The following is a 12649-nucleotide window of genomic DNA, read 5'->3' as shown; positions in this document are numbered from 1 at the left end:
AGGGGTACGACCCCCCCGTCACCGACGACCGGCACCCGCTACTGCCGGGGCCGACGCCACCGCCGGGCCGTTCCCCGAGCCGCCCTGACCGTCCGGCACAGCGCCGACGGGCTGGAGCTGATTTGGGAACGCACTGTCGCGCTGCCGCCGCCCGCGCCGAGGTCGTGGCGCGGGCCGCTGGCTTTTGCCGCGGCTGTGGCCGCGCTCGCCGTCAGCGTCACCCTTCTCGCGACCGGTCCCCTCATGGGTGCCGCCGCGGCGAAGGGGCCGTGCCCGGCACGGACGTCGACGGCTGCCTACACGGACGGCCGTGAGCTGCTGGTACGCGTCGAGCCGGCGCACGGCGGCAACGCCCTCCTGCACCTGTGCGCCGATCCGGCGATCGGGCCGGTGCGCACGTGGACCCTGAGCATCGACGGCCTGCCCGTCGCCGTCCAGCCGGTCGCGGGAAGCACAGCCCTCGCCGCCGCTCCCCTGCCACCCGGCCGGCACATCCGCATCACCGTCGCGCTCGTCCCTCGGACGGGCCGGCCACTCACGTTCACCACGCGAATGCCGCCGGGCTGATCCTCCGGCCAACCCGCCGCCGCACTCGCCGGAGTCGTCGCGGTCAGGGCCGGCTCGCCCGTTGGGCAGTTGCGCGCCGCCGGGCGGAGAGAACCAGGAACAGCGCGATCGCCGCGAGGGCCACCCCCGCCGCGCCCAGGCCGATCAGCGCGCCCGTGGGAACGCCCCCGGAGCCGGGCTCCGACGCGGCCGCGCCGCCGGACGGGGCGACGGCGACCGTGGCCGTGGCCGCCGGCAGGGCCGGGTCGGCGACCGTGAAGAGGTAGGAGCCCTGCACCGTGTGGCCGTCGACCGACACGACCCGGTAGGCCACTGTGTACGGGCCGTTGGTGAGGGGCTGGGTGAGGGTGAGGGTGCCGGTGGCCGAGTCGATGGCCGGGGGTGCTGCGGGGATGCGTTGTCTGGCCGCGTCGCTGAGGACGATGGTGGTGAAGCCGGGGTTGAGGCGCTCGGTGAATTTCAGGGTGATCGCGGTGGGTGCCGTCGTCAGGGTGGCGTCCTTGGCCGGCGTGGAGGCGATCATCTGGGCGTGGGCCCAGGCCGGGGCAGCCGGCAGCAGCACGACGAGGATCGCGGCGAGGGCGGCGAGTGCCTTCTTCATGCGAGGACCTGCTCGCCGATCCAGCCGCCCTCGGAACAGCCGGGCGGGACGGCGAAGACGGCCGAGCCGATCGGGGTGATCCATTCGTTCAGCAGGTCCTTGTCCGCGAGGCGTTGCTGGATGGGTACGAACTGGCGGGCGATGTCGCGCTGGAACGCCGCGAAGATCAGGCCCGCGTCGGGATGACCCAGAGCGTTCGGCACGCCGTCATAGTTGTACGGCCGCCGCAGGATCTTCATCGCCGGGTCGGTGACGTGCGCGCGGGTGACGTGGGAGAAGTCCGGGATCTTCGGCAGGCCGGCGTCGTCGAGGGCCGTGAAGTCGGGATCGTCGTGCTCGTCCGTGCCGCTGAGCGGGGCGCCCGTGGCCATCCGGCGGCCCACGGCGTTCTCCTTGTCGGTGACCGAGAGGAGGTCCCATTTTTCGATCTCCGCGCGGATCCGGCGCACGACCAGCTGGGTCGAGCCGTCCGGGTTCCAGACCGCCGGGTCGATCCCGGGGCCGCGCGGGTTGGCGGTGCCGTCGAGCTGGCCGAGAACGTTGCGCTGGGTGTGTTCCGGGGACTGGACGCCGGGGCTGCGCCGGAAACCCTGCTGGACCCAGCGGACCGCGGCGAACGGGCGGGCGTCCTTGATGAGCATCCGCTGGGTGTGGGTGACGGTCAGCGGGTCGTCGGCGCAGATCTGCAGCAGCAGGTCGCCTCCGGACCACCGCTTTTCGAGGCGGTCGATGGCGAACGCGGGCAGGTCGGCGACCGGGGAACGCTGCCCGGCCACGGCGTAGAGGCCCGGGCCGAAGCCGAACGTCACGGTGAGCCGGGCGGGCAGCACCGCGAGGGTGGCGTCGGTGTCGCCGAGGGCGGGCTCTCCCCGGGTCAGGCGCGCCGCGTCATCGGTGAGCAGGCGCATCATCCGGGCGACCGCGCGTTTGTCGGTACCGGCGGCCAGGGTGAGCGCCACGAAGGCGGCTTGCGCGGGCGGGTCCTGGGCCACACCGGCCTGCCTGGTGCCGTAGAAGGGGACGGTGGCCGTACCCGTATCGGGGACAGCGGCCTGGACCGGCAGCACATCAGCGGCCCCGGTGACAACGGTGGCGCCGGCAGCGGCAACAGCGCCGAGACCGGCGACCGCGCCCCCGGCGAGCAGGCGCCGCCGGCTCACCGGGGAGGGTCGGGAGCTCACGGGGCAGTGCTCCCCATCGGCATGGCGGAAGCGGGGGCGGACCCGGGCATGGCCATTCCCGGGTCGTAGCTCTCGCCGGCTCCGGCGAAGGGCTTGGCGATCGCGGTGAACGGGACCGTCGAGCCGTCGGCGAGCTTCAGGGTGAACGAGACCTCGTCGCCGGCCTCGATCGCCGTGGCGGGTTTCATCAGCATCAGGTGGTCGCCGCCGGGGCTGAGCTCGTGGGTGCTCCGGGCCTTGATGACGAAGCCGCCCTGCTTGGGCTGCATGACCATCTTGCCGTCCTTCATGGTCATCTCGTGCAGCTCCATCGGCGACGCCGGCGACTCCGCGCTCGTGATGGTGACGTCGGCACCGGTGTCGTTGACCAGGACGCCGAACGCCGCGGTCATCGTGCCGGCGGTGGCGGCCTTGACCCACGGGTCCTTCACGGTCAGCGTCGCCGCCACTGTGGACGGGCCCGGGGCGGGGGACGCCGTGGAGGAGGAGTCGCTGCCGCAGCCCGCGAGGCCCAGGGTGGCGAGGACGCCGGTCAGCACGGTCACGGACAGCGTACGGCGACGAATCGAGGGGTTTCGCATGATATCCGTTCGTTGAAGGGGTTTCGCATAGTTAGTCGCGAACCCCTCGCGAGAAGTTCCCGGTTTCTTCAGACGCCCGGGCCAGGAACGCGTTGTAGCGGGCGAGGTCGTCCTCCTCGCCACTGGCGTCGGCGCGGTCGGCGGCCCGGTCGAGGCGGGCCTGCTCGCGTTCGTCGGAGCGGATCCACTGCCGGACCAGCAGCAGCATGACGGCCACGGCGGGCAGCTCGCCGAACGCCCAGGCAAGACCGGCGCCGAGGTGCTGGTCGGTGAGCAGCGACGAGGCCCACGCGGGGTGTACGGCGGTGTACCAGTCCGCGGCGATCACGGTCGTGGCTTGCAGGAGCACGAAACCGAAGAACGCGTGCGCGACCATGGCGAGGAAGTGCACGACCGTGAGCAGCGCAGGGTGGACGCGGTGGCGACCCGGGTCGATGCCGATCAGCACCCAGAACAGCAGGTACCCGGCGAGCACGAAGTGGACCAGCATCGCCAGGTGCCCGAGGTGGTAGCGCATCAGCGTGCCGAGCAGGTCGCCCATGTAGAGCCCGTACAGGCTGACGACGTAGATGCCGAGGGCGACGAGCGGATGGCTGAGCAGGCGGAAGACGCGGCTGTGCAGGGCCAGCAGCAGCCACTCGCGGGCACCGCGGACCTGCGGATCGGACGGCCGCTTCAGCGCGCGCAGGGCCAGGGTCACCGGGGCGCCCCCGACGAGCAGCAGCGGCACGACCATCGACAGGACCATGTGCTGCACCATGTGGACGCTGAACAGCACGTACGCGTACTTCGCGACGCCCAGGCAGGTGATCGCGCCGAGGAGCAGCAGGCCGCCGACCCAGGACGCCGTCCGGCTCGCGGGCCAGGCGTGACCGGCCCGGTGCAGGCGCCGCACCCCGGCCAGGTAGGCGGCGATGCCCACGGCGACGACGGTCAGGAAGAACATGTCGGGCAGGAAGCCGCCGAGGAGCCGGGCCGCGGTGAGCGGGCCGGGCTGGTCGAAGCCGAGCAACTCCACGAGCGGGTCCGGCTGATCGGGTTCCACGACGGGGGTGGGGCTGCGGGACAGGGCGACGGCGAGCCCGATCGCGGCACCGAGCACCGCGAGCTCCCCCGCCGCGAGCCGCAGGAACGCCCACGGTGCGCCCGCGCGCAGGGCCGGCAGGGTGCGGGAACGATGGACTGCGCCGATCACCCCGGCCAGCGCGAGCGCCAGGACCTTGAGCAGCACGAGGACGCCGTAGCGGGAGGTCCACAGGGCATCCCAGTGACCCAGTCGCACGATAGCGTTCGCGGTGCCGCTGATCGCCGTCGCCCCGAAACATGCCAGCGCCAACCGGCTGTAGCGCTCAGCGGTGTCCGAGAACCGGCGATGACGGCGTACGGTCAGCAGTCCTGCCAGACCACCCACCCAGAGTGACGCCGCGGCGACGTGCAGGGCCAGGCTGGTCACCGCGAGTTGATGATCTCCCGCGCCGGCCGAGTGGCCGGTCAGCGCCGGTGGCAGCAGCGCGACCAGCGCGAGGCCGGCGGTGAGGGCGGCCGTCCCCCGTGACACCCCGGAGCGCGACAGGATCACCACGGCCATCGCCAGCCCGATCTGGGTCAGCAGTGCCTGCCCCTGCGAGATCGAGAACGCGAAGCTGAGCACGGACTGGCGGCTGAGCTGCCCCGGCGGCACGCCCAGGATGTCGGACACCGTGAAGATGACCAGGGCGGCGCAGGTCAGGGCCCAGCCGAGGGCGAGCCAGGTGGTGCGGCGCAGCAGCCGCCAGCCGTGCGCCGCGACGCTGCCACCGTCGCCGGGCAGCAGGAACGCCGCGGTCACGGTCAGGCCGACGGTCAGCACACCGAGGACGTTCGCCAGGGCGGTGAGCGCCGGGAGTGTCCACTCGGTGACGGCGCCGGGGCTCGGGATGCCGGGCAGCACGCTGTCGTCGACGGCCCCGCCGAACAGCAGGGCCGCCACGAGGGCCACCACGGTCGTACCCGTTGCCGCCGCCACCACGGACGACGTCCTCACCGCATCACGCACCTCAGCACAGTCGGTGACGCGACGCGGTGAGTTCCCGGGCGTGACCCACGACTCCCGATCACGGTTTTGTCCGGGCGCGCCATCGCCGTCGGGGCATTAATCTGGCTGCATGACCGCATTCAGGAAGGCCGTCGAAGCGCGCGACGCCGAGGCCATCGAGGCAGCGCTCGCGGACGACGTGGTGTTCCGGAGCCCCGTGGCGTTCAAGCCGTACCAGGGCAGGGCCCTCACGGCCGCGATCCTGCGCGGCGTGCTGCGGGTCTTCGAGGACTTCCGCTACGTGCGCGAGCTGAGCGGCGGCGACGGCCGCGACCACGCCCTGGTCTTCGAGACCAGAGTCGGCGACGTACGCGTCGAGGGCTGCGACTTCCTGCACCTCGACGCCGACGGCCTGATCGACGAGCTGACGGTCATGGTCCGCCCCCTGTCCGCCGCGCAGGCCCTGTCGGCCGCCATGGCAGCGGAATTCCCCCGGATCCAGCGCGAGGCGACCGGCTCCTAGCGATCCTCCTCGCTGAGGATGCCGGCGACCTCGCGGACGCAGGCGCGCAGCCAGTTGTGGGCGCCGTCGGCGTCGTAGCGCTGGTGCCAGGCCTGGGAGATCTCCAGTGGGGGCAGGTCCATCGGCGGGTCGAGGGCGACCAGACCCAGCGTGTCGCGGGTGTGCCGGCCGACCCGGGCGGGCAGGAGCCCCACCAGGTCCGTGCGGGCGCAGACCAGGACCGCGGCGGCGTACGTCGGAACGGCCATCGCCACCTGCCGGCGCAGACCGTGCTCGGCGAGGGCCGCGTCGATCGGGCCGGAGAGCCGGCCGCGGCGCGAGGCGCTCACGTGCGCGGCGGCGGCGAGGCGTTCGCTGGTGAGACGGCCGAGGGTCAGCGGGTGCCCGGCTCGCACCACGACCGCCATCCGATCGGTGAACAGCGGTTCGACCCGGATCTCCGGCGGCGGGGCGTGGATCACGCCGATGTCCAGGTCGGCGTCGCCGTCGCGGAGCATGCGGTCGAGCGACGGGGCTTCGCCGAGGAAGCGCAGCGCGACGTTCGGGGCGTCGGTCTGCAACCGGGTGAGCAGCTCCGGGCCGAAGGAGATCGCGACGTCCTCGGCCAGGATCGCGAACGTGCGCTCGATGCGGGACAGGTCCGGCGGGCCGGGCGGGGTGAATACCGCTTGCGCCCGTTCGACGAGGGCGTGGACCTCTGGCCGGGGCGGCGGCCGCGCTGGCCCAAGGCGGCCCTCGACCCGATCGGCACGGTACTGCTCACCGGCGGGCTGTTCGCCCTGCTCCACGGCATTATCGAGGGACCTTCGCGGGGGTGGGGCGCTCCGGGCGTACTCGGCGGGTTCGGCCTGGGTCTGGGGTTGGTCGCGGTCTTCATCGCGTACGCGCTCAGGGCCGAACGTCCCCTGCTCGACCCCCGGGTCTTCCGGGTGGCAACCGTGCGCGCGGGCACCCTCGGCGTCGGTGCCGCGTTCCTGGCCCTGTTCGGGCTCTTCGTCAACGCGCAGTACCTGCAGGACGTCAAGGGATACTCGACGCTGCTCACCGGTTTCGCCATCGCGCCGCTCGCGGTCGGGATGGGTGTGATGGGTGCGTGCGCGCCCGCGCTGACGGGCGGCATCCTGGCCGGGCTGCCCGCGACCGGTGCGGGCCTCGGCTCGGGGCTCAACTCCGCCGCCCGCGAGCTCGGCGCGGCGCTCGGGGTGGCGGTGATCGGCACGGTGCTGAACTCGCACCACGCGCTCCGCTCCGCGGCGGACTTCACCGCCGGGCTGGCGATCGGCTACCGCATCCTGGCGGGCATCCTCGCGGCGGCGACGATCGTGGTCGCCGCGACGTGGAGGACGCCCGCCCCCGTGGCCCTCGAAAAGGTCAGCCGGTGAGCGGATAGCATCGGCCAGTGGAGAAGCTGACGGACGCGACCCGATCGCTGCGCTGGTATGCCGGGCTCACCGTGGTCCTGTTCGGGGTGGTTCCCGCGGCGATGGTGGCGCTGCTGGTCGCCCGGGGCAACACCCCGGGATCGGTCGGCTACCTGCTCATCGGTGGCATCCCGCTCGTGGTCGCCGCGCTGGTCCAGCTGATTCGCGGCCTGACCGGCACCGACCCGGAGGAGATCTCCCGGCGGCTGCACCTGAGCATGGCCCTGGTCGCCGGCGCGGATGTCCTGCTGCTCGGCGGCAACGCACTGATCCGCATGGCCACGAATTGACCGCCGGCACTATGGCGCCGTGCTGAATTTGCTCTAGCGTCGGCGGGGTGATCTGGGCTTTTCTGGTGGCCAATGCCGTCGTCGTGCATGCGATGTACTTCGCGGTGGACTCGCCCGCGCACAACACGTTCGGGGCGATCGGGCGACTGCTCGGTCTCTACCTCGCGTTCATGCTGGTCGTGCAGTTGCTGCTGATCGCGCGGCTGCCGGTGCTGGACCGCAGGTTCGGGATGGACCGGCTCACCGCGTGGCACCGGTGGACCGGGCTGTCGATCTTCTGGCTCGCGCTGCTGCACCCGGCGTTCGTGCTGCTGGGGTTCGCCCGCTACGACAGGATCCCGGTGCTGCGCGAGACGGTGAACTTCTCGAAGCAGACGCCGGTGCTGCTCGGGATGATCGCGGTCGGGCTGATCGTCGTGGTGGTGGCGCTTTCGGTGCGCACCGCGCGCAAGCGGCTGCCCTACGAGGTGTGGCATGCCATTCATTTCCTGGTGTACGCCGTGATCGTGCTCGCCGTGATCCACCAGGTGTACGAGGGCACCGCGTTCAAGGTCAACGCCGTGGCGCAGGTCTACTGGTGGGGGTTGTGGGCGCTCGCGATCGGTGCGCTGCTCACCGGGCGGTTGATCGTCCCGCTGCTCCGTAACGCCCGGCACCGGTTGCGGGTCAGCGCCGTTGTTCCGGAGGCGGGGGACGCTGTCTCCGTACACGTCAGCGGTCGTGACCTTGACCGGTTGAACGCCCGCGCGGGGCAGTTCTTCCTGTGGCGGTTCCCCGGTCACAACCCGTGGTGGCAGGTCAACCCGTTCTCGCTGTCGGCCGCGCCGGACGGCACCTCGCTGCGGCTGACCGCGAAGGGCATCGGGACCACCAGTTCGGGGCTGCGGGACCTGCCGGTCGGCACCCGCGTGCTGGTCGAGGGACCGTACGGCGCGATGACCACGGCACGGCGGGTCCGGGAGAAGTCGCTGCTGATCGCCGGTGGCATCGGCGTCACCCCGATCCGGGCCCTCCTCGAAGACCCGGACCTGGGTGACACCGTCGTGCTCTACCGCGTGCGGGACGCCGCGGACGCGGTCCTCGGCGACGAACTGCGCGACCTCGCGGGAGATCGCCTGCACCTGCTGACCGGCCGGACCGGGCCGGACAACAACCCGTTCACCGCGCGGAACCTCGTCACGCTGGTCCCCGACGTCACCGACCGCGACGTCTTCATCTGTGGGCCGGCTGCGATGACCGACGCCGTGCTGCGAACACTGAACGAGCTCCGCGTGCCCCGGAAACAGGTGCACGCGGAGCTCTTCAGGCTCGCCGGTGGATAGAACTCAGTTTCAGCTGCCCGTGATCGACCAGTGCCACGGCTCGGACGGCAGGTTCTCGTAGCCGTACTCGTCGGCGTGCGCGGAGAGCCACTTGAAGCCCGCGCTGCCCGAGGTGAGGGTGCTGCCGCCGGACGTCATGTCGACGGCCAGGCCGATCTCGTGCAGCGACCGGCCGGGGATCGCCGTCGGCACCCGGCACGACGACGGCGGCGCGGTGTAGATGTCGGGGCAGCCGTTGATCTTCCGGAGCTCGATCTGGCGCTGCCGGGTGCGGAACCCGCCGCCGGACAGCACGACGCCGTCGCTCTTCGCGTCGTCGAGCATCCGCTTGAACGCGAACGCGACGCTCTTGTGCACGGTGATGCCGTACACGGTGGTGGTGTCGGTGGTGGCGAACCCGGTGCGGATCTCGTTGACGACGGTCCCGCTGATCGCGGCGGCCTGCGCGCGCGTCTCGGCGGACGTGTCCAGGGCGACGAGCTTCTGCTGGTTCACCCGGAGCCGGTCGGAGGTGGTCTGCCACGCGGTGGTCGCGGTGTCCAGGTCACCGGTCGTGGCCAGCGCGGTGCCCAGCGCCGTCCGCAGCAGCGCGGCGGACTGACGCGCCACGGCCCGGTCGGCCGTCACGGTCTTCGCGGCGGCGGTCACTGCGGCCTGCGCGCGGGTCACGGCGGCCTCCTTGCGGGGCCGCTGCTGCAGCACGACCGTGCGGGTGTTCTTGGCGCTGGTCAGGGCCTCGATCGAGATCGCGAGCCGGGTACGCGAGGTGCCGTCGGCGGTGACCGCCGCCGTCAGCCCGGTCTGCGCGGTGTCGTGCGCGAGCCGGGCCGTGGTGACCCCGGCGGCCTGGTTCACCAGGGTCGCCCGCTGGGTGGCCAGGGTCCTGCGGAGCGCGATGTACTCGGGGCTGCCCGTCAGGCTCTGGCGCATCAGTGCGGTCCACTTGCGCGCCGAGCTCGGGACAGCCGCGGAGGCGATGGTCGGTGTGCCGGCAACCGTCACGGTCACGGCGAGGGCCGCGACGGCGAAACAACGGCGCGCTCGGGCGTACATCTGCTGATGGGCTCGGGTTCGGTGTTGTGTCGTCACCCCAGAGACTCTCGCGAGCCCCAGGTGCATCCCTGGCCCGATGCCGTAGCGGAACGGTTGCGCTCGATCCTGCGAACGGGTCAGGCAGAGGTGATCCGTTCGGCCGTGCCCCGCTCGGTGATGATCGCGTAGCAGAGATCGGTCAGCTTCCGGTGGTGACCGACGGCGTAGGCGCGGATCGCCAGGAACGCTTCGTCGACGGAGATGCCGGCGGCCTGGGCGACCGCGCCCTTGGCCTGTTCGAGGGCGATTCTGCTGTTCAGCGCGGACTGCAGCTGTTCGGTGAGCATCTCACCGCGGCTGATCGCACGTTCCTGGAGCAGTCCGATGGCGGCGACGTCGGTGAGTGCCTGCATGAGCGGTACGTCCGCGTCGGTGAAGTCGCCGCCCCGGTGGTCACCGAAGACGTTCATCGCGCCGATCACCTGGCTGCGGACCCGTAACGGGAAGGCGTGCACGCTCTGGTACCCGGCCGCCGTCGCCCGGGGGGCGAAGCGGGGCCAGCGTCCGGACGCGCCGGCGAGATCGACGTTGATCACGGGCTGCCCGCTGGCGAAGGCCTCCAGGCACGGGCCCTGGTCGTACTGCAGCTGGAAGAGCTCCAGCAGTTTGACGTTCTCGTCGGAGGCGGCCATGAACTCCAGGCGCCCGTGCGCATCGGCCAGGACGAGCCCTGTGGCCGCGGCACCGACCAGGGTGGTGGCGCGCTCGGTGAGCATGTGCAGAAATTCGATCAGGTCGAAGTCGTCGACCAGGGTGTCGGCCACCTCGACGAAGATTGCCGCCAGCCGCTCGGCGGAAACAGTGGTCATGGCTGGTCCTTGTCGAATCGCAGACGGCGGGCAACGATGTCGCTGGCTACGTCGTCCAGGCGACGGTCCTGCGCGTACGCATAGGCGCGGATCCGCGCCGATGCCTCGGTGATGCTGCCGCCCAGCTGGATCATAACCATCCCCTGGGCCTGGAACAGTTGCGCACCGTGCCCGACGTCGACGGCCAGACTGTCGGCGTCCGCCGCGGTTCCGGCGTCGCTCTGCCGGTCGATCAGCGCTTCCACGGTCACGTCGGCGAAATGCAGTGCCATGGGCAGTTCGGTCGCACTGAGCGGGCCGGCCCGTTCCCGGAAGACGTCCAGGATGCCGAGCCGGGCAGCGCCGATCTGCAGCGGGAAGGCGAACACCGCCCGCACACCGTCCTGCAGGGCCGCGGGCGCGTATCCGGGCCAGCGACTCACCGCACCGGCACCGAGATCAGCGATGAGGACCGGGCGCCTGGTGGCGAAGGCATCCATGCACGGACCTTCTCCCATGACGAACTGCAGCTCCTCGACGCGTTCGCTGACCGGATCGGACGCGGCGCACACGCCACGGGTGCCGTCGGTGGTCATCATGCTGATCCCCGCACCCGAGGCCGACAACGCCTGCGCCGCCGTCCGGCAGACCTGGTGCAGGAACATGCCGGTCGACGTTCCCGGCCGGACGGAAGCGGCGATCAGCCGGCGAACCGCCAGTCTCACGTCATCCACGCCGATGTCCTCCCGCTCATGTCGCTGCAGTCGGGTCGAAGGGAAGCCGGCAGGTACGTACCTCGGCCACCACCTCACGCATAGGTCGCGAACTGTGCCGGGCGTAGGCCCGCATCCGGTGCAGGGCGGTCGCGGCGTCCACCCCGCCCATCTCCATGATGATCCCTACCGCCTGCTGAAGCTCACCGGCGTACACCGGCAGCACCACGCCGCCGGTGGCGCCACCCGTTGCGTGATCACCGAGCAACACCGCGGCCGCCTCACTGTACCGGCGCGCCCGGGCCTGCCCGGCAGCACTCAGCGGCCCTGCGGCGCCACGGTGCAGGCTCAGGATCCCCACGGGCAGACCATCGATCGACACCGGAAACGCGAATATCGAGTTCACCCCGGCGGCTGACATCTCCGGAGCGAAGAGCGGCCACCGTGAGCGGGCCGCGGGAGCCCCGAGATCATCGGCCAGCACCACGTCACCGGTGGCGGTCGCGTCGAGATGGGGGCCCTGTCCCGAACGGGAGTGCTGATCCTCCACCTGGTCGGCGAACGGTCCGCTGTCGCTGAGCATGACCTCCCCGGCCCCGGCGGCGAGCACCGACAGAACCACGCCGTCGACCTCGGGCACCTCGCCCAGACATTCGGCACTCAGCGCACCGACACCGCCGCGAGCGCGCAGCGACGACACCAGCCGGCGGACATGCCGCTGTTCCTCCGGCTGCTCCATCAGCGGACCTCGCTCATTCGGGCTCGTCAGCCGGCGCGAAAAGGATCACCGGCAAGGGCAGCACGATGCTCGCCTCTCCACTGATAACCGCGGACGCGAGATCCGATGGCGATCGCCCCGCCTGCGTGGCGGCCAGGCGCAGGACACCGCCCGCAGTGTCGGGATCGATCCGCAGCCGGACGGCCAGCATCCCGGTGGCCCGTTCGACCAGAGCCGCGCCGGCGACCGCGGCGCGCACCTGCCCGGCGTCGGCGCCGGCCGGAGCCGACCGGCGGGTGGACACGGCCGCACTGGCGGCATCGGCGAGCTCCCACGCCAGTACGGTGTCGGATTCACTGAACGCCCCGGGGGCCGAACGGAACAGATTGAGCACCCCGATCGCCTCGTTGTCGTGCAGCACGGGCACGGCATGGGCGGCACGCATCCCCGCGACGCGGGCCTGGGCGCCGAACCCGGGCCACCGCGTGTCGGGGACCTCGGTGTCGAGCAGGAAGAAGGACAGGGAGCGGCGGTGCGACTCCACGCAGGGGCCGCTGCCTGCCTGGAGCTCGGCGGCCTCCAACACCCGGATCGCTTCCGAGGACACCACCATCGTGCGGAGCACCCCGTGGTGGTCGGCCATCATCACGCCGGCACCCTCGACGTCCAGCAGCCGCATGCTCCAGCGGGTGAGCGCATGAGCAGCGGTCATCGCGTCGCCTTCGCGGCCTGCCGCGATCTCACCGAACGCGCGGCCTATCAACGAACCTCGCTCGCCGGCGGGGCCGGCACCATTGTCGATCGACACGATCAACCTCAGGGTCTACTCGGTGGAACA

At 71.7% G+C, this 12649-nt stretch carries 15 protein-coding genes; 5 read left to right on the top strand and 10 right to left on the bottom strand.

Annotated elements, in window-relative coordinates; translation table 11 throughout:
* Positions 1 to 195: 195 nt before the first annotated feature.
* Positions 196 to 567 carry a hypothetical protein gene (locus tag Aco04nite_RS16000; RefSeq protein ID WP_212998008.1) on the top strand — a complete coding sequence of 124 codons (372 nt, stop codon included), beginning with the start codon at positions 196 to 198 and terminating at the stop codon, positions 565 to 567.
* Positions 568 to 610: 43 nt separating this feature from the next.
* Here the strand turns inward: Aco04nite_RS16000 and Aco04nite_RS15995 are convergent, their stop codons facing one another.
* The 4 genes from Aco04nite_RS15995 to Aco04nite_RS15980 are packed head-to-tail and all read right to left on the bottom strand — an operon-like array spanning position 611 to position 4953.
* Positions 611 to 1168: a copper resistance CopC family protein gene (locus tag Aco04nite_RS15995; protein ID WP_212998007.1), complete on the bottom strand. Its 558-nt coding sequence runs from the start codon at positions 1166 to 1168 to the stop codon at positions 611 to 613.
* Positions 1165 to 2328 (bottom strand): Dyp-type peroxidase, encoded by a 1164-nt coding sequence (locus Aco04nite_RS15990; RefSeq protein WP_212998209.1) that lies wholly within the window; start codon positions 2326 to 2328, stop codon positions 1165 to 1167. The genes Aco04nite_RS15995 and Aco04nite_RS15990 overlap by 4 nt, the downstream gene beginning before the upstream one ends.
* Positions 2329 to 2345: 17 nt before the next feature.
* Positions 2346 to 2930 (bottom strand): copper chaperone PCu(A)C, encoded by a 585-nt coding sequence (locus Aco04nite_RS15985; protein WP_212998006.1) that lies wholly within the window; start codon positions 2928 to 2930, stop codon positions 2346 to 2348.
* Positions 2931 to 2961: 31 nt separating this feature from the next.
* Positions 2962 to 4953: a bifunctional copper resistance protein CopD/cytochrome c oxidase assembly protein gene (locus Aco04nite_RS15980; protein WP_212998005.1), complete on the bottom strand. Its 1992-nt coding sequence runs from the start codon at positions 4951 to 4953 to the stop codon at positions 2962 to 2964.
* Between the two features lie 121 nt (positions 4954 to 5074).
* Here Aco04nite_RS15980 and Aco04nite_RS15975 point away from each other — a divergent pair, with 121 nt between their 5' ends.
* Positions 5075 to 5467, top strand: a complete 393-nt coding sequence (locus tag Aco04nite_RS15975; RefSeq protein WP_212998004.1) for a nuclear transport factor 2 family protein — start codon at positions 5075 to 5077, stop codon at positions 5465 to 5467.
* Here Aco04nite_RS15975 and Aco04nite_RS15970 read toward each other — a convergent pair.
* Positions 5464 to 6255, bottom strand: coding sequence for a LysR substrate-binding domain-containing protein (locus Aco04nite_RS15970; RefSeq protein WP_212998003.1), 792 nt, complete (start codon positions 6253 to 6255; stop codon positions 5464 to 5466). The genes Aco04nite_RS15975 and Aco04nite_RS15970 overlap by 4 nt on opposite strands.
* Positions 6256 to 6327: 72 nt before the next feature.
* Between Aco04nite_RS15970 and Aco04nite_RS15965 the strand changes: the two genes are divergently transcribed.
* The 3 genes from Aco04nite_RS15965 to Aco04nite_RS15955 are packed head-to-tail and all read left to right on the top strand — an operon-like array spanning position 6328 to position 8500.
* Positions 6328 to 6849, top strand: a complete 522-nt coding sequence (locus tag Aco04nite_RS15965; protein ID WP_212998002.1) for an MFS transporter — start codon at positions 6328 to 6330, stop codon at positions 6847 to 6849.
* Between the two features lie 17 nt (positions 6850 to 6866).
* A complete protein-coding gene (locus tag Aco04nite_RS15960) occupies positions 6867 to 7178 on the top strand; it encodes a hypothetical protein (RefSeq protein WP_212998001.1) in 312 nt (103 codons plus the stop codon).
* A gap of 47 nt (positions 7179 to 7225) precedes the next feature.
* Positions 7226 to 8500 carry a ferredoxin reductase family protein gene (locus Aco04nite_RS15955; protein ID WP_244876034.1) on the top strand — a complete coding sequence of 425 codons (1275 nt, stop codon included), beginning with the start codon at positions 7226 to 7228 and terminating at the stop codon, positions 8498 to 8500.
* A gap of 9 nt (positions 8501 to 8509) precedes the next feature.
* Here the strand turns inward: Aco04nite_RS15955 and Aco04nite_RS15950 are convergent, their stop codons facing one another.
* The 5 genes from Aco04nite_RS15950 to Aco04nite_RS15930 form a co-directional block, all read right to left on the bottom strand.
* A complete protein-coding gene (locus tag Aco04nite_RS15950) occupies positions 8510 to 9589 on the bottom strand; it encodes a M15 family metallopeptidase (RefSeq protein WP_244876033.1) in 1080 nt (359 codons plus the stop codon).
* An 80-nt stretch (positions 9590 to 9669) separates the two neighbouring features.
* Positions 9670 to 10401 carry a GAF and ANTAR domain-containing protein gene (locus Aco04nite_RS15945; RefSeq protein ID WP_212998000.1) on the bottom strand — a complete coding sequence of 244 codons (732 nt, stop codon included), beginning with the start codon at positions 10399 to 10401 and terminating at the stop codon, positions 9670 to 9672.
* The gene (locus Aco04nite_RS15940; protein ID WP_244876032.1) at positions 10398 to 11114 is read right to left on the bottom strand and encodes a GAF and ANTAR domain-containing protein; all 717 of its coding nucleotides are present in this window, start codon (positions 11112 to 11114) and stop codon (positions 10398 to 10400) included. The genes Aco04nite_RS15945 and Aco04nite_RS15940 overlap by 4 nt, the downstream gene beginning before the upstream one ends.
* A 16-nt stretch (positions 11115 to 11130) precedes the next feature.
* Positions 11131 to 11832 carry a GAF and ANTAR domain-containing protein gene (locus Aco04nite_RS15935; RefSeq protein ID WP_212997999.1) on the bottom strand — a complete coding sequence of 234 codons (702 nt, stop codon included), beginning with the start codon at positions 11830 to 11832 and terminating at the stop codon, positions 11131 to 11133.
* Positions 11833 to 11845: 13 nt separating this feature from the next.
* Positions 11846 to 12619, bottom strand: a complete 774-nt coding sequence (locus Aco04nite_RS15930; protein ID WP_212997998.1) for a GAF and ANTAR domain-containing protein — start codon at positions 12617 to 12619, stop codon at positions 11846 to 11848.
* Positions 12620 to 12649: the final 30 nt, after the last annotated feature.

Origin of the sequence: Winogradskya consettensis (assembly GCF_018332715.1) — a bacterium.
In the GTDB taxonomy this organism is placed as follows: Bacteria; Actinomycetota; Actinomycetes; order Mycobacteriales; family Micromonosporaceae; genus Actinoplanes; species Actinoplanes consettensis.
The sequence above is the reverse complement of the archived record's forward strand: the minus strand, read 5'-3'. Positions and strand labels throughout refer to the sequence as shown.

Coding starts and splice junctions, on each gene's coding strand:
- Aco04nite_RS15975 (WP_212998004.1), top strand. CDS start 5,075: ATGACCGCATTCAGGAAGGCCGTCGAAGCGCGCGACGCCGAGGCCATC.
- Aco04nite_RS15935 (WP_212997999.1), bottom strand. CDS start 11,832: ATGGAGCAGCCGGAGGAACAGCGGCATGTCCGCCGGCTGGTGTCGTCG.
- Aco04nite_RS15995 (WP_212998007.1), bottom strand. CDS start 1,168: ATGAAGAAGGCACTCGCCGCCCTCGCCGCGATCCTCGTCGTGCTGCTG.
- Aco04nite_RS15945 (WP_212998000.1), bottom strand. CDS start 10,401: ATGACCACTGTTTCCGCCGAGCGGCTGGCGGCAATCTTCGTCGAGGTG.
- Aco04nite_RS15985 (WP_212998006.1), bottom strand. CDS start 2,930: ATGCGAAACCCCTCGATTCGTCGCCGTACGCTGTCCGTGACCGTGCTG.